This window comes from Flavobacterium sp. FG139 (assembly GCF_057809695.1).
Window position 1 is genome coordinate 284,420 of the sequence record NZ_JBMDKL010000001.1, and the last position, 16,881, is coordinate 301,300.

Sequence of the window (16,881 nt, forward strand, 5' to 3'; positions counted from 1 at the left end):
AACTCAAATTATATCTAAGCTACCTTTTCCTTCTCGAATGACTTCGGGTTCATGACCCGATAAATCTATGATGGTTGATGGTGTATTATCGCCATAGCCTCCATCAATAACCATATCAACTAAGTTTTGCCATTTCTCAAAAATCAATTCAGGATCGGTAGAATATTCCAATACTTCATCATCATCATGAATGGACGTTGATACAATAGGATTGCCCAACATGCGAACAATTTCTATGATAATATTATTGTCTGGCACACGAATTCCGACGGTTTTTTTCTTTCTAAATTCTCTAGGAAGATCATTATTTCCGGGCAAAATAAAGGTATAGGGACCGGGTAAAGCGCGTTTTAAAATTTTAAAAGTAGCGGTATCAATTTGTTTCACATAATCAGAAAGATTACTTAAATCACAGCAAATAAAAGAAAAATTGGCTTTTTCTAATTTGATTCCTTTAATTTTTGCAATACGTTCTAATGCCTTAGTATTGGTAATGTCGCAACCCAAACCATAAACCGTATCGGTGGGATAAATCACCAATCCACCATTACGCAACACATCAACTACTTTTTTTACAGCAGCTTCATTGGGTTTGTCTTCATATAGTTTAATAAATTGTGACATAGTATTTTTTTTTAAAGGTTATTTAACCAATAACGTCTAATTTAGCAAATCGTAATAATAATTTCTTGATGCCACCCACTTCAAAACGAATTTCCGCTTTTTTATCGGCACCAACGCCTTCCAGATTAATTACTTCGCCTTTTCCAAAACGTTCGTGCATAACAATATTTCCAGCGGTGAGTTTGCTATCAAATAAATTAGCCGATGAACTGCTAGGCGCATTAGTCGAAACAGGTTTCAATTTACGAATATTTGCCGAAGAAACGGGTTCATCACCATATTTTTTAGGTGGCGTTCCGGCAGTGGGTTTCGCCAAACGCAATTTGCTTTTATCAACATCACCAAAAATATCAATATCCATCATGGGTTTGTATCGGTAACCACCAGTTTCACTCGGATTGATGTATTCTAAATAGTCGTCTTTAATTTCTTCTATAAATCGCGAAGGTTCACTATCCGTAAGTTTTCCCCAACGGTAACGCGACTGAGCATACGTTAGATACGCTTGATGCTCTGCACGAGTTAATGCGACATAAAACAATCGGCGTTCTTCTTCCAATTCACTTCTAGTATTCATACTCATCGCACTTGGAAATAAATCTTCCTCCATACCGACCACAAAAACGTATGGAAATTCTAATCCCTTGGCCAAGTGAATCGTCATTAATGCTACTCGATCATCATCGCCTGTATCATTATCTAAATCGGTTGCCAAGGCTACGTCTTCCAAAAATTCTGACAAAGCACCGCGAGCACCATCAATTTCTTTCTGACCTTCGATAAAATCTTTAATACCGCCCATTAAGGTTTCGATATTCTCAATCCTAGCAATGCCTTCGGGTGTTCCGTCTTTCTTTAACTCTTGAACCAAACCTGTTTTTTTTGTGACATGATCGGTTAAATAAAATGCATCCTGACTTTCATTAATGACTTGAAAACTCTTAATCATCGTTACAAAATCTTGCAACTTGGCTTTAGTTCCCGAGTTTAATTTTAAGTCGATTTTATCAATATGTTCCATTACTTCAAAAATAGAACGTTTGTAATGATTGGCAGCAACAGTAAGTTTTTCAACCGTTGTATCTCCGATGCCTCGATGTGGATAATTAATGACACGAATTAAAGCTTCTTCGTCTTTCGGATTGATAACCAATCGCAAATAACAAAGAACGTCTTTAATTTCTTTGCGCTGATAGAACGACAATCCGCCATAAATTCGATACGGAATATCACGTTTGCGCAAAGCGTCTTCCATAGCACGCGATTGAGCATTGGTGCGGTATAAAATGGCAAACTGTCCGTTCATCATTTGATTGCGCATTTTTTGTTCAAAGATTTCTCCAGCTACAAATCGGCCTTCTTCACCATCGGTCAAACTGCGATGCACCTTTATTTTGGCGCCATAATCATTAGCCGTCCAAACCACTTTATCTAATTTGGTTTTATTTTTATCAATAATGGAATTGGCGGCTTCTACAATGTTTTTCGTAGAACGGTAATTTTGCTCCAAACGATAGGTTTGCACATTATCATAATCTTTTTGAAAATTCAAAATGTTATTGATGTTAGCTCCACGAAACGCATAAATACTCTGCGCATCATCACCCACCACACAAATATTTTGAAATCGATCGGATAAAGCTCTCACAATTAAATATTGCGAATGATTGGTATCTTGGTACTCATCGACCATGATGTAACGAAAACGGTCTTGATATTTGGCAAGTACATCTGGAAAACGATTTAGCAATTCATTGGTTTTCAATAATAAATCGTCAAAATCCATCGCGCCTGCTTTAAAACATCGGTCGACATAATTGGCATACACTTCACCCAATCGAGGCTTTTTAGACATGGCGTCTTGCTCCTGTAATTCGGGATTGTTCAGGTACGCTTTTACCGTAATTAATGAGTTTTTATAAGAAGAAATCCGACCCAAAACCTGCTTAGGCTTATAAATATCTCGATCCAATTGCATTTCTTTGATGATGGCAGAAATGAGACGTACCGAATCTTGTGTATCGTAAATGGTGAAGTTAGAAGGATACCCCAATTTCTCAGATTCGCTTCGAAGTATTCGAGCAAAAACCGAGTGAAAAGTTCCCATCCAAAGGTTTTTAGCTTCGTTAGTACCCACAATATCGGAAATACGCTTTTTCATTTCACGCGCCGCTTTGTTGGTAAAAGTCAAGGCCAAAATATTGAAAGCATCTACACCTAAACTCATTAAGTATGCTATTCGAATGGTCAATACGCGTGTCTTACCCGAACCAGCACCAGCGATAATAATCATAGGCCCGTCTTTTTGTAAAACGGGTTGTTGTTGTGCGTCGTTAAGTTGGCTTATATAGTGTTGCATTTTAATACTCTTAAAAATACAAAAATAGGTTTAGTTACCATTAATAACAATATTTTAACTGCCGAATTATTAACTATTTTTGCTTCCGAATTAAAAAATCTATTCCTTTGTATAGAAAGAAAATTTTATAATGATGAAATCCAAAATTGTATTGATTTGTTTTTTGTTTTTAGGATGTTCCAATTGCTTTTCTCAATTGAAAAATTTTAAGACAACCTTTAACGAAACCAGCGAAGGAATGGTTGTGGGAACAATTTGTATAGAAAACAAATCCTATAGTTCATATACTTTTGTATATACCGATGCCGCTAATGGTGTGGCCGATTATGCCAACATGAGTGATTCGTTTGTGTTTAAAAATACGTCTGGCGACTTTAAGGAAAAAGGCAAAACATATTTCCTATTTACTATTGTAAAACCTGAAGGAAATTATAAATTTGCAAAGATTAAAATTTTTGATAATTCGGGAGAAAGTCGGGTTGAATTTGAGGTTCCATTGGATTTGAAATTCACCATTGAAAAAGGAAAAACTAACTATTTAGGGCAAGTAACGGTTAATATCAAAGATAAAAAATTTCTTATTGAAAATAAATTAGATCGAGACCAAGAGTGGTTCAATCAAAAAGCACCACAAATACAATTTTAACATACTTATGAATACAGACAAACTTATCGAATTAGCATTTTACACTTTACCTGGAATTATTACAGGATTGGTTGCTTTGCATGCCTTTAAAACATTTTCTAAAAATGATGAACAACGCAGAAGATTTGGATTGATGCGTGAAAACCAGAAGCAAGCTTTGCCTCTAAAATTACAAGCCTACGAGCGATTGGCATTGCTGTTAGAACGTGTTAGTCCGTCTAAATTGTTGATTCGTGTAGCACCACTTAATGACAATAAAGTCGATTATCAAAACCTATTGATTCATCATATCGAACAAGAATTTGACCACAACATCACCCAACAAATTTATGTTTCTGACGAATGCTGGACGATGATTTTAACCGCTAAAAACACCATCATTCAAAACATTAGAAAAACAACTTTAAATAACGAAGTGGCTAACGCCGATAAACTAAGAGAAACTATTCTGAGTACACTTTTTGAAAGTGAATCTGTCACAGATTTAGCTTTGAGTTATTTAAAATCGGAAGTAAAAGAGTTTTTATAAAAAAAATCCTTCTCATTTGAGAAGGATTTTTTGTTTTAATTGTCTCTTTTGACATGAGCAACACCATTCACTGTATGCTGAACTCCTGTAGCGTCATTATAATTGCCATTAAAAGTGACATCAACATACTGACCAACTGCACCAAAAGAACTTAAATTAAACAAAACATTGTTTGTTATATTTGAATTAACTGCAAAATCCAATGCTGAAATAGAATACATATTACTGCTGTAAATACCATTAGCTTGACTGTATGAATATAAAACAAATTCTACATTGGACAAATCATTACTTAATCTTTCAATTCTATAACTATCAAAAGTTCCAGCAGGACCATTTGTGTTACATCGAATATTTGATGTGTACGTTCTTATTGGTAAATTATCAATTTTGTAGGTAATAAATTCTGATACCGTATTACATGTTAATAAATTTCCAAGATTTGTAATAGGTGAAGTAAAATTATAATTTATCAAATCTGTTTCCTGTTCTAAATCAGAATCAACTCCCTTAAAAGTAAAATAAGGATTAGTAGTACAGTATATGGTAGTAAAACTAAATTGCCCATTTGATGTGGGGACAAAATTATTATTGTACAGGATATAACCATTAGTAATACTAGTGTTATCGCATTTCAACAAAGTACCTTGAACTATTGTTGATTGTACTGTTGAACTATTTGATATAATAAAATTAGGAAGAATAGTATTATTGGAAAAAGGACCAATATTTGCAGAATAAAAAATTCCGCAATTGTTGTGCATATTTAAAGTCAATGTTTGATTCGAGGGAATATATCCCGAAACTTGTCCATGATTATCGGTATATTGTATGTAAGAATTAAAATTGGTACTATTCACAACTAAACTAACACCAACATTAGAAATTGGATTTCCATTACTATCCACTAACGTGACAGTTAGATAGTTTGTGGATGAATATGCATCACAATTCCACCAACTAAAGTGGCTTACATTACCTACATAATAATTACCATTTTTAGTAGCGCTTCCTTCTTGTTTCCAATAGCCACTTTCTTCATCAAAATGCCATAACGGAATGGTTGATGGGCAAGTTGCCAATTGTGAATCGTCTATTCTCATGGTAATTTGCGCAGTATGGCCTGTTGCAATTTGCAGTTTTTGTCCATTACTTCCTTTCAACTCCACATGCAGCATTCCAAAGGTTTCTAAAACAGCTTCTTTATTATCTTGCGTCTGAGCATATAACATACCCGGCATTAATTTATCGATATTTGCATCTGATGGTGTTAAATGAAACATCGATACCGCAACAGCACCCGAATATGCAGTTCCATTTTCATCCATAAAAGCACCATCAAAAGTGACTTTAGTTCCCGAATAAATAGAAACTTCACTCGTTACACCCGATTGAATGGTTTGCAATGGTGTATCTTGTAAGAGCATGATGCGTACATTATTCTTACCCGAAGTCGGCACCATAGAACGTGAACCATCTACATAACCTGATTTTTTTGCAGTGATGTAAGCAAATTTCTCATGAACCGAAGCATCATTAATAATAAACACCCCATTGATATCGGTTTGGACCGAAGAAGTTCCAATTTTTATAGTAACACCTTGAATTGGATGACTATCAGCATCAACCACTTGACCGATAAAATCTCGAGAAACAGCCGCTCCAAAATTTTCTGAAAAGTTAGTATCTGATGAATTATTTTCAGAAGGATCACAACTATTAAATAATAAAACAATTGTTGATAGGGATAGCAGTAAAATAATTTTTCTCATAATATGACTTAATATATTGTGAAGATACAAAAAACCTATAAAGGTTGCGTCAGAAAAGTACTATTTGAAAAGTTATTTTATTTCATCCAACAATCGTTGCAATTGAAACTTTTCAGACTCAGACAAATCTGGTAAGAATGAGGTGAATAGTTCTTTAAAACCTTCTTTTTTGAGCAGCGCTCTAATCGCATCACGACTGTATTTTACAAATTGCCATTTGTGATGTGTGGTTCCGTTAACTAAATTTTTTAAAGCTTTGAGGTTGTTAGGAGCAATTAACAATACATATTCAAGCGCATTTTGACGAATTGAACTTTCATATTTTGGCGACGTATAGTCTAATAATTCGTTTAAATAATTGGTTATAGTTGAGTTGTTTTCATCATTGGCATGGAAATCAATATAAGAAGTCAAATATAAAATTCGCAGTTCTTTATCGTTTTTACCCACCCAATTTTGAGCGATGTTTAAGTAGTTCTCACGTTTATCTGGAAAAGATTTATATAAATTGGAAAAGGCAATTTGCTCGGTGTCGTACGATTGATCATTCAATAACGACTCGTATTCGGTTTGAAATGATGCTGGTATGGATTCAATGGTTTCGGCTACTGATTGCCGCACTTCAACCTCATTGGTTTGCATTGCCAAGCGAATTAAAGCCGATTTTTCTTCAAAAGGCACATTGGTTATTTGATAAATAATTTCTTTTTTTAATGTATAAAAACCATTCGACATCATGATTTCTGTAAAATAGGCTTCTTTCTCTTTAAACGGTTTATTTTTTTGCGCTTGAATTTCGAATAAGGTTCGTATGAATTCGCTTTTCTTCAACAAAATATTGGCTTGTTCGGTTTGAAAATGGTAATCTTCCAACCATTCTTTTTGGAATTTTATGATATCAAAATCGGATACTTTAGCAATTTCATTCAAGAAATCGGCAGTTTCTACATTTTTGAATTGGTATTTTTTCAAATAACTTTTAACGGCTTTTTGAAACTTTTTTTCTCCAATAGTTTCTCTGATATAATGTAAAGCCCAAGCTCCTTTTTGATAAAACGAATACGAACTTGCTTTTTCGTTTAAAATAGGAATGGTATCGGTTTTAGCTTCTTTTCGTAGTAACATCGAATTACGGTACAAAGCATTATAAAAATAATCGTCTCCAAAAACATCACGCTCTGCCAACAATGCATAATAGGTAGCGAAACCTTCATGCAACCAATGATGCTTACCCGATTTGGCGGTAACCAAATCGCCAAACCATTGGTGTGCCAACTCGTGTGCGTTGACATTAATGTAATTTCTGTCATTAAAACCACTTTCATCCACTACATAATCTTGAGCAAAAATGGTAGAAGAGGTGTTTTCCATACCAGCATACAAAAAATCCTCTACCGGAATTTGTCGGTAAATTTGCCAAGGATACTTCACTCCTATTTCTTTTTCTAAATAATCAAAAATGGTTTTAGAATCTTTGTAGGTATATGGATATTTATCGGCATCAATAGGTTTGTAATAATTTTCCAGCGCAATACCCGATTGTGAAGTTTCGGTTTGATGTTCAAAGTATCCAATAGCAAGCATCACTAAATAGGATGACATTGGTTTTTTCATTTTAAATTTATAAATCGAACTGTCAAATTCTGTATCAAAACCAATATCATATAAAACTCCATTTGATATCGCTTTAAATTTCGATTTACACCAAACTGTCATGTTAAAGATAACTTTCTCATTAACATCGTCAAAACTGGGTAACCAAAAGCTTGTAAATCGTCCTTGTCCTTGCGTCCATATCTGTTGACCTGCTCCAATTCCAGTGAAATATAGGGTTTGTTTAGGCTTAGAATTGTAGCCAAATGACAATATGTTTTTACCTTTCTTATAACCTTCAAAAAGTAATAATTGACTTCTAGTATTTTTATAATTGACTTTTTTGCCATTGATTGTAACATAACTAAAATTCATTTCTTTGGCGTCAATTTTTATCGTGTCAATTTCTGATTTAACAACAAATGTGTAAACACATCCACCTGTTAATGTTTTGGTAGCAAATTCGGACATAACCGTAGCATTACATTTTATAAAATCAACTTTTTCAATTTGTTGCGAAAAAGAAGCTATCGAAAACAATAGAAAGAATAAATACCTCATAATTTACGTGACTAAGCACTACAAAGATACATAGAGTTTTTAAAAAGTAGTAGTTGATAATTTACCAATTTAAACCTATCTTCGCTCTATTATTATTGAATTTTTGTCAGTTTATTTAGTGTTAAATGAATCTTCTTCAAACGCCTATAGAATATTTAAAAGGTATTGGTCCGTCGCGAGGTGAATTACTTCGCAAGGAACTCAATATTCATAATTATGGTGATTTGATGAATTTGTTTCCAAATCGATACATCGACCGAACGAGGTATTACAAAATCAATCAGTTGCAAGGTACTACAACTGAAATTCAAGTCATTGGGAAAATAATTCACGTCAAAACCGTTGAATTTGGCAAAAACCAAAAACGATTAGTAGCTTCTTTCGCAGACGAAACCGGTAAAATGGAGCTTACCTGGTTTCAAGGCATTAAATGGATTCGGGAAAGCTTAAAACTGAATGAAGTTTATGTCATTTTTGGAAAAACATCCAATTATGGTGGTCAATTTTCTATGGCACATCCCGAAATGGAATTGCTTGAAGAACACAAATCGAGTTTGCGAAGTGCCCTGCAACCTGTTTATCCAAGCACCGAAAAGCTTACTCAACGTGGCGTAACCAATAGAGTGATCAATAAAGCAATGCAACAATTGTTTATCGAAACCAAAGCACAATTTATTGAAACCATTCCGAACACTATTATTGAACAGTTGAAGCTCATTCCGAAGAATGAAGCGATGTTCAACATTCATTTCCCTAAAAGTCAGGAACTTTTGGCGAAAGCGCAATTCCGATTGAAATTTGAAGAATTGTTCTTTATCCAACTGCAATTAATTACTAAAAACTTAATTCGCAAACATAAAATCCTTGGACATCCATTTGATAAAGTCGGCACTAATTTTACCGATTTTTACAACAATCATTTGCCCTTCGAATTGACTAATGCTCAAAAACGAGTGATTAAAGAAATTCGAAACGACATGGGAAGTAATGCTCAAATGAATCGTTTGTTACAAGGTGATGTGGGTTCTGGAAAAACCATTGTGGCGTTAATGTGTATGCTTTTAGCAAAAGACAATGGCTTTCAAAGTTGCTTGATGGCGCCCACAGAAATTTTAGCAACACAGCATTTTAATGGATTAACTGAATTAGCTAAAGAAATCAATATCAACATAAAATTACTTACAGGTTCAACCAAAACTTCAGAACGAAAAATCATTCACGAAGCACTTGAAAATGGCAGTTTAGACATCATTATCGGAACTCATGCACTGTTGGAAGACAAGGTGCAATTTCAAAATTTAGGCTTGGCAGTTATTGACGAACAACATCGTTTTGGAGTAGAACAACGTTCTAAATTGTGGAAGAAAAATGAAATTCCGCCTCACGTATTGGTGATGACCGCTACTCCTATTCCGCGTACGTTAGCCATGAGTTTGTATGGCGATTTGGATATTTCAGTGATTGACGAATTACCGCCAGGAAGAAAAGCCATTCAAACCGTACACCGCTATGATTCCAATCGATTGAAAGTGTGGAAATTTCTGAAAGATGAAATTGCGAAAGGAAGACAAATTTATATTGTGTATCCATTAATTAATGAAAGTTCGACCCAAGATTATAAAGATTTAATGGACGGTTACGAAAGCATTTCAAGAGATTTTCCATTACCAGAATATTCGATTTCTATAGTTCATGGACAAATGAAACCTGTAGAGAAAGAAGCCGAAATGCAACGATTTGTGGCTGGTAAAACCAATATTATGGTAGCCACAACCGTTATTGAAGTTGGTGTAAACGTGCCGAATGCAAGCGTAATGGTCATTGAAAGTGCCGAACGATTTGGATTGTCACAATTGCACCAATTGCGCGGTCGTGTGGGTCGTGGTGCCGAACAAAGTTATTGTATTTTAATGACGGGTTTTAAATTGAGTAACGATAGTAAAATTCGATTAGAAACCATGTGTCGTACCAATGACGGATTTGAAATTGCTGAAGTCGATTTAAAACTTCGTGGACCGGGCGATATTCTTGGAACCCAACAAAGTGGTGTTTTAAATTTAAAAATAGCCGATTTGGTTAAAGATCGTGATATTCTAATGACAGCACGTGAATATGCTATTAAACTTTTAAAAGAAGATGCCGCTATGGAAAAGCCTGAGCATCAAAAAATGAGAGAAGTTTTTATAGAAATGAGCAAGAAAAAGAACATTTGGAATTACATTAGTTAGTAACTCCAAAAATTATCAATTATCAATTATCAATTATCAATTAATCAATAAAAAAAATGGTACAATACAACCCCAAAGACTGGATTACTTATATTTTCAAGTTTCATAAATCGGATACGTTTAGACAATTGATTCCACTGATGATTTTTATTGGAATCTATTCAGCTTTAATCTGTTATCTAGAAATGGATTACTTCAAATTGGAAGAAAGTAGTCCTGTCAAAAACATATCCATAATGCACACCACCGTTGGATTTGTATTATCATTATTACTTGCTTACCGAACCAATACAGCATACGATCGGTGGTGGGAAGGACGAAAACTTTGGGGTTCGTTAGTGAATAACTCACGGAATTTAGCGCTAAAACTTTCTGTTATCTTACACGATGAAAAAGACAAACACTTTTTTAGAAGATTGATTCCTAGTTATGCTTCCATTCTACAAAAACATTTAACCAACGAAGAATCGGCTAAAGTACTTTTTGACGATTTGGATTTAGAAATCGATCATCAAAAACACCGACCGAATCAAATCGCTAAAATGATTTTTCAGAAAACTAATGATTTGTACAAATCAGGCAAAATATCAGGCGAACAATTGATCATAGTAAATGCCGAATTACAATCCTTTACAGAGGTTTGCGGCGCTTGTGAACGCATCAAAAACACGCCTATTCCCTATTCTTACAGCGCTTTTATCAAGAAATTTATTTTCTTTTACATCATGACATTGCCTTTCTCATTTGCATTTTCTTTAGGCTATTATGTGGTTCCTGTTGTGGTTTTCATTTTTTATGTATTGGCCAGTTTAGAGTTGATCGCTGAAGAAATTGAAGATCCATTTGGTGGTGATGCCAATGATTTGCCAACCCTTAAAATTGCTATGAATATTAAGAAGCACGTAGAAGAATTGTTGTAAATAGGATAGAATTCTTCTAATAAAAAGTTAAATAAAAATTAACTTTTAGAACTTTCTCATTAGTTAAAGCTATTTTTGTTTCTTAAACAAACGTTTAATTATTATAACCCTAATAATACATTTGCTATGAAATTGAAAAATATCTTTATCCTAATTCTTGTTGTATCTCTTGGCGGATTGATTTTTTATAGAATTACTAAAAACAGCGGTGAAGGGGATAAAGGAAAGGGAAAAGGCGATAAAAAAGATCCTATTTCAGTTAACGGAATGGTTGTAAAAGGTCAAACATTTGACAATAATCTTTCGCTTTCGGGTTCTATTGAAGCCAACGAACAAGTTGAAATTCGCAGTGAAATTTCAGGAATTGTAGAAAAAATAAATTTTCAAGAAGGCAGTTTTGTTACTCAAGGACATGTTTTACTTAAAATAAATGATGTCGAACTCAGAGCACAATTGGCTCAAGCCAAAACCAAAGAAAATTTAGCTTCAGAAAATGAAAGACGTGCTAAATTATTGCTACAAAAAGAAGCCATCAGTCAAGAAGAATACGATATTGCTAGTGCCGATTACCGTTCAGCAAAAGCCCAAACCCAATTGATCAGTGCTCAAATTGGAAAAACCGCTGTGAAAGCCCCATTTTCGGGTAAAATTGGATTGCGAAATATCTCACCTGGAACTTATGTAACCCCAACCGTTTTAATCGCTAATTTGGTAAATGTGGGTAAACTCAAAATCACCTTTTCTATTCCTGAAAAATACGCTACTCAAATCAAGCTAAATTCGACTTTAAATTTTAACGCTACCAATTCAACAGAAAAAAATACTGCTAAGGTTTATGCTATCGAACCCGGAATTGACATCAATACCAGAACGCTTCAAGTACGTGCCCTAGCCGATAACTCCAATGGAAAATTACTACCTGGTACTTTTGCCAATATCGATTTGCCATTGGATGTGATAAAAGATGCGATTATAGTGCCTTCGCAGGCCATAGTACCTGTGCAAAGTGGTAAAAAAGTTTATGTAGCCAATAACGGTCAAGCCAAAGAAGTAAAAGTCGAAACAACTACTAGAACGGATGCTTCCATTTTAGTATTGTCGGGATTGAATGTTGGCGATACATTAATCACCACAGGAGTTATGTCCCTCAAAAATGAAGCACCTATTAAGGTAAAAATTACGAAATAAACCAAACAGTTTACATTCGTAAGTACTAATTTTAATACTACAAAAATGAGTTTATCGACCTTAAGTATAAAGAGACCTGTATTGACCATAGTATTGAACTTAACTATTATTTTGTTCGGAATTATTGGTTATAGTTTTTTAGGCATACGAGAATTTCCTTCCATTGATCCGGCACAAATTTCCATTAGAACGGATTATGCAGGTGCCAATTCAGACATTATTGAATCGCAAATTACCGAACCCATTGAGAAATCGATTAACTCTATCGATGGTATTAAAAACATCACCTCTTCGAGTGTTCAAGGTACAAGTACGATTACAGTAGAATTTAATTTAGATAAAGATTTAGAAACTGCTGCTAATGATGTTCGTGATAAAGTGGCTATTGCAGCCAAAAGTTTGCCTAAAGATATTGATGCACCACCTGTAGTCTCTAAAGCAGATGCTAATGCGGATGCTATCATTTCGATGACGATTCAAAGTGATATTAGAGACCAATTACAACTGAGTGATTTTGCCGAAAATACGATTGGACCTAGATTGGAAACCATTCCTGGAGTAAGTGGTATTCAAATTTGGGGTCAAAAAAAATACGCCATGCGTTTGTGGATTGATCCTGTAAAACTGAGTTCCTATGGCGTGACGGTTTCCGATGTTAGAGATGCTTTAAATCAGCAAAATGTAGAACTTCCTTCCGGTAAACTAACTGGAAACAGCACCGAATTGACCGTGAAAACGGTTGGAAATCTTTCAAAACCAGAAGAATTCAATAATATCATTATTAAAACCGACAATGCCAAAATTGTAAAATTTAGTGATGTGGGTTCGGCAGAATTAGGTCCGGAAGTTATTGAAACCAAAATGTCGCAATCGGGAACACCGCTTGTTGGTGTGGCTATTGTACCGCTTCCAGGAGCCAACTATTTGGATATTTCAAAAGAATTTTACAAGAAATTTGATAAACTTAAAAAAGATTTACCAAAAGATATCAAACTCAATATTGCCATTGACAATACTGTTTTTGTAAAAAAATCGGTAGAAGAAGTAGCAGAAACCTTAGGAATTTCAATTATTTTAGTAATCCTTATCATCTATTTGTTTTTTAGAGATTGGGCCATTGCATTCCGACCTTTAATTGATATTCCGGTTTCATTGATAGCTACATTTTTTATTATGTGGATGTTTGGTTTTTCTATCAATGTGTTGACTTTGTTAGCGATTGTTCTTGCTACTGGTTTGGTAGTTGATGACGGAATTGTAGTAACCGAAAACATCTTTAAAAAGGTCGAAGAAGGTATGTCGCCTATAGAAGCCGCTATCAAAGGTTCTAACGAAATTTTCTTCGCCGTAATATCCATTTCGATTACATTGGCGGCTGTGTTTTTACCGGTTATTTTCTTAGAAGGTTTTGTTGGTCGTTTATTCCGTGAATTTGGAGTGGTGATTGGTGCTGCGGTATTGATATCGGCTTTTGTTTCGCTAACGCTAACTCCAATGTTGAACGCCTATTTGATGAAAGGTGGCGAACAAAAGAAATCGAAATTCTACAATGCTACCGAACCTTTATTTCAAAAAATGAATAGTGGTTATGCGTCAAATTTGAAAAGTTTTTTGAAAAGAAAATGGATTAGTTTCCCTATATTAATTGCTTGTTTCGGATTGATTTATTTGTTTTTTAATATTCTTCAAAAGGAAACTGCTCCGTATGACGATCGAAGTGCTTTAGTAATGACCGTTACCACAGCAGAAGGTTCTTCATATGAATATACCGATCGATTTATGCAAGAGTTATCGCAATTAATAGACGATTCTATTCCAGAGAAAAAAGTTAGTTTGGTTATCACAGCGCCCGGATTCAATGCTTCTGCAACCAATAGTGGTCGTATTAGAATCGCTTTAGTCGATCCTGATAAACGAAAACGTACTCAAAAGGAATTGGCTGAAAAAGTTACCAAATGGACTAAAAAGTATTCTGATGCTAAAACATCGGTAACAGAACAACCTACTATTGCGGTTAATAAAAGAGGCGGTTTGCCGATTCAGTATATTATTCAAGCTACTTCATTTGAAAAATTGCAAGAAAAAATTCCAGTTTTCATGGATGAAGTGAGTAAAGACCCTACTTTTTCGGTGACCGATGTGAATTTAAAATTCAACAAACCCGAAATTAATGTGAGTATTGATCGAGAAAAAGCCGAAAGTTTAGGTGTTTCTGTTTTAGATATTGCGCAAACATTGCAACTGTCATTAAGTGGTCAACGATTTGGATATTTTCTTAAAAATGGAAGACAATATCAAGTCATTGGGCAATTTGATCAAAAAGATCGTGCAAAACCTTTGGATTTAACCTCGATGTTTGTTAGAAATAACAAAGGAAATTTAATTCAAATGGACAACGTAGTCAAAATTGAAGAAAAAAGTAATCCGCCACAATTGTATCACAACAATAGAAATATGTCGGCTACGGTTATGGCAAGTTTGGCTCCAGGTAAAAGTATTGGTGACGGAATTGAAGCTATGGATCGCGTAAAAGCCAAAGTTTTAGACGATAGTTTTACAACCGATTTGGGAGGTGAATCTCGTGACTTTGTTGAAAGTGGTTCCAATACTTCTTTTGCATTTGGATTAGCGTTGCTGCTTATCTTTTTAATCTTAGCCGCTCAATTTGAAAGTTTTATTGATCCGTTAATCATCATTTTAACGGTGCCAATGGCGGTAGCTGGAGCACTATTTTCATTGTGGTTGTTTGGTCAAACATGGAATATTTTCAGTCAAATTGGAACCGTAATGTTGATTGGACTGGTGACCAAAAACGGAATATTAATTGTTGAATTCGCCAATCAATTGCGCGAACAAGGGAAATCAAAATACGATGCTATTGTGGAAGCAGCCGAATCTCGTTTGCGTCCTATTTTAATGACGAGTTTGGCAATTTCATTAGGCGCATTGCCAATTGCTTTATCACTCGGTGCCGCAGCGACGAGTAGAATCGGAATGGGAGTTGTTATTGTAGGCGGAACGATTTTCTCTTTGATACTAACATTATTTGTGATTCCAGCCATCTATTTAATGTGGTCAAAAGCGAGAAAACACCACCCAGAATTTGATCATTTAGAAGAATTTGAAAAATAATACGATGAAATCAAAATTATACATAGTACTACTACTAATTGGTTTTCAATCAAAAGCACAGGATATTCTAAAATTAGAAGATGCTGTTAAGATTGCTTTAGAAAATAATTACGATATTAAATTAGCCTCGAATGATTTAAAAATCGCAGAAGCTAATTCGAGTGCTGGTAATGCAGGAATGTTACCCAATATTAGTGCGACAATAACTAATTCCAATAGCATTCAAAACATTACTCAAACCCAAGCCGATGGTTCTCAAAAATCATTAAATGGCGCTAAAAATTTGAGTTTGAATTATGGTGTAGGTCTAGACTGGACCGTTTTTGATGGTATGAAAATGTTTGCGAAACGAGAACAATTAAAGGTATTGCAAAAACAAGGCGAAGCGGAATTAAAGATGACCATTTTTACCAAAATTAGTGAGGTTTACACCACCTATTACGATTTGGTACAACAGCAACAACAATTGGCTGCTTTGGATACTGCCATTGTAATTTCAAAACAACGTTTAGCCACGGCACAAAATCGTTATAGCATTGGAAAAGCATCCAAATTGGAAGTGTTAAATGCGCAAGTCGATTTGAATACAGATACGAGTTCACAATTAAAACAAATTGAAACCTATCAAAATACCAAAATAGAACTGAATGAAATATTAGCGCGAGATACCGCTACTCCATTTAAAGTTACAAACGAAACTGTTGTTGACAAATCATTATTATTGAGTGATTTAAAAAATTTATCCGAAAAACAAAATCCGCAATTGCAATCGCAAATTTTAGCAAAAAACAGTGCCGAATTGCAATTGAAACAAGTGAAGGCTGGTCGTTATCCAACTGTCAAAATTAACTCTGGTTATAATTTTAGCCATACCGAAGCTTCATTAGGATTTGTAACACAATCACAAGGTAGAGGTTTGGTTTATGGCTTTTCTGCCGCGGTTCCAATTTTTAATGGATTTTATCAAAGTCGAAATGAAAAAATAGCCAAAATTCAAGTTTCAACTGCCGATATTCAATTACAACAACAAAAAACGGCTTTAGATTCACAATTAAGCACGGCATTTCAAAGCTATCAAACCAACTTAGAATTATCTTCTGTGGAGGAAAAAAATGTTGCTATTGCCAAGGAAAATCTGGATATTACATTGGCTAAATTTAAAATTGGAACCATTACTCCTATTGAATACAGAACAGCTCAACTGAACTATATTAATGCTTTAGTACGTTATAGTAATGCACAGTTTCAAACTAAGTTATACGAAATTAGCTTAAAATCATTGGCAGGTAGCTTGAGTTTTTAAAACGTATATACCAACTAAGCAGATTT

Annotated in this window: 11 protein-coding genes; 7 read left to right on the forward strand and 4 right to left on the reverse strand. The window is 34.6% G+C overall.

Going from position 1 to position 16,881, the window contains the following annotated elements:
* Nucleotides 1-3: 3 nt before the first annotated feature.
* Nucleotides 4-624, reverse strand: a complete 621-nt coding sequence (locus tag ACODSI_RS01320; protein WP_488915035.1) for an L-threonylcarbamoyladenylate synthase — start codon at nucleotides 622-624, stop codon at nucleotides 4-6.
* Nucleotides 625-646: 22 nt separating this feature from the next.
* Nucleotides 647-2,983: an ATP-dependent helicase gene (locus tag ACODSI_RS01325; protein WP_488915036.1), complete on the reverse strand. Its 2,337-nt coding sequence runs from the start codon at nucleotides 2,981-2,983 to the stop codon at nucleotides 647-649.
* A 130-nt stretch (nucleotides 2,984-3,113) separates the two neighbouring features.
* Here ACODSI_RS01325 and ACODSI_RS01330 point away from each other — a divergent pair, with 130 nt between their 5' ends.
* Both ACODSI_RS01330 and ACODSI_RS01335 read left to right on the forward strand, forming a co-directional pair.
* Nucleotides 3,114-3,629, forward strand: a complete 516-nt coding sequence (locus ACODSI_RS01330) for a hypothetical protein (RefSeq protein WP_488915037.1) — start codon at nucleotides 3,114-3,116, stop codon at nucleotides 3,627-3,629.
* 7 nt (nucleotides 3,630-3,636) lie between these two features.
* A complete protein-coding gene (locus ACODSI_RS01335; RefSeq protein WP_488915038.1) occupies nucleotides 3,637-4,158 on the forward strand; it encodes a DUF7935 family protein in 522 nt (173 codons plus the stop codon).
* Between the two features lie 35 nt (nucleotides 4,159-4,193).
* On the opposite strand, the gene ACODSI_RS01340 is transcribed toward ACODSI_RS01335, so the two are convergent.
* Nucleotides 4,194-5,930 carry an Ig-like domain-containing protein gene (locus ACODSI_RS01340; RefSeq protein WP_488915039.1) on the reverse strand — a complete coding sequence of 579 codons (1,737 nt, stop codon included), beginning with the start codon at nucleotides 5,928-5,930 and terminating at the stop codon, nucleotides 4,194-4,196.
* A 72-nt stretch (nucleotides 5,931-6,002) separates the two neighbouring features.
* Entirely contained in the window at nucleotides 6,003-8,084 is a 2,082-nt protein-coding gene (locus tag ACODSI_RS01345) for a M1 family metallopeptidase (RefSeq protein WP_488915040.1), read from the reverse strand.
* A gap of 125 nt (nucleotides 8,085-8,209) precedes the next feature.
* Here ACODSI_RS01345 and recG point away from each other — a divergent pair, with 125 nt between their 5' ends.
* The 5 genes from recG (at nucleotide 8,210) to ACODSI_RS01370 (ending at nucleotide 16,855) form a co-directional block, all read left to right on the forward strand.
* Entirely contained in the window at nucleotides 8,210-10,312 is a 2,103-nt protein-coding gene (recG, locus tag ACODSI_RS01350) for an ATP-dependent DNA helicase RecG (RefSeq protein WP_488915041.1), read from the forward strand.
* A 56-nt stretch (nucleotides 10,313-10,368) separates the two neighbouring features.
* On the forward strand, nucleotides 10,369-11,232 hold the full coding sequence (locus ACODSI_RS01355) for a bestrophin family protein (protein ID WP_488915042.1): 864 nt from the start codon (nucleotides 10,369-10,371) through the stop codon (nucleotides 11,230-11,232).
* 126 nt (nucleotides 11,233-11,358) lie between these two features.
* On the forward strand, nucleotides 11,359-12,420 hold the full coding sequence (locus ACODSI_RS01360) for an efflux RND transporter periplasmic adaptor subunit (RefSeq protein WP_488915043.1): 1,062 nt from the start codon (nucleotides 11,359-11,361) through the stop codon (nucleotides 12,418-12,420).
* Nucleotides 12,421-12,465: 45 nt separating this feature from the next.
* Entirely contained in the window at nucleotides 12,466-15,552 is a 3,087-nt protein-coding gene (locus ACODSI_RS01365; RefSeq protein ID WP_488915044.1) for an efflux RND transporter permease subunit, read from the forward strand.
* A gap of 4 nt (nucleotides 15,553-15,556) precedes the next feature.
* Complete coding sequence (locus ACODSI_RS01370; RefSeq protein ID WP_488915045.1) at nucleotides 15,557-16,855, forward strand: TolC family protein; 1,299 nt, start codon at nucleotides 15,557-15,559, stop codon at nucleotides 16,853-16,855.
* The last annotated feature ends 26 nt before the right edge of the window (nucleotides 16,856-16,881 follow it).

Excerpts from the sequence above, each read along its gene's own strand:
- ACODSI_RS01365 (WP_488915044.1), top strand. The coding sequence starts at position 12,466 with ATGAGTTTATCGACCTTAAGTATAAAGAGACCTGTATTGACCATAGTA.
- ACODSI_RS01320 (WP_488915035.1), bottom strand. The coding sequence starts at position 624 with ATGTCACAATTTATTAAACTATATGAAGACAAACCCAATGAAGCTGCT.
- ACODSI_RS01340 (WP_488915039.1), bottom strand. The coding sequence starts at position 5,930 with ATGAGAAAAATTATTTTACTGCTATCCCTATCAACAATTGTTTTATTA.
- ACODSI_RS01325 (WP_488915036.1), bottom strand. The coding sequence starts at position 2,983 with ATGCAACACTATATAAGCCAACTTAACGACGCACAACAACAACCCGTT.
- ACODSI_RS01330 (WP_488915037.1), top strand. The coding sequence starts at position 3,114 with ATGATGAAATCCAAAATTGTATTGATTTGTTTTTTGTTTTTAGGATGT.
- ACODSI_RS01355 (WP_488915042.1), top strand. The coding sequence starts at position 10,369 with ATGGTACAATACAACCCCAAAGACTGGATTACTTATATTTTCAAGTTT.
- ACODSI_RS01370 (WP_488915045.1), top strand. The coding sequence starts at position 15,557 with ATGAAATCAAAATTATACATAGTACTACTACTAATTGGTTTTCAATCA.
- ACODSI_RS01360 (WP_488915043.1), top strand. The coding sequence starts at position 11,359 with ATGAAATTGAAAAATATCTTTATCCTAATTCTTGTTGTATCTCTTGGC.
- recG (WP_488915041.1), top strand. The coding sequence starts at position 8,210 with ATGAATCTTCTTCAAACGCCTATAGAATATTTAAAAGGTATTGGTCCG.
- ACODSI_RS01345 (WP_488915040.1), bottom strand. The coding sequence starts at position 8,084 with ATGAGGTATTTATTCTTTCTATTGTTTTCGATAGCTTCTTTTTCGCAA.
- ACODSI_RS01335 (WP_488915038.1), top strand. The coding sequence starts at position 3,637 with ATGAATACAGACAAACTTATCGAATTAGCATTTTACACTTTACCTGGA.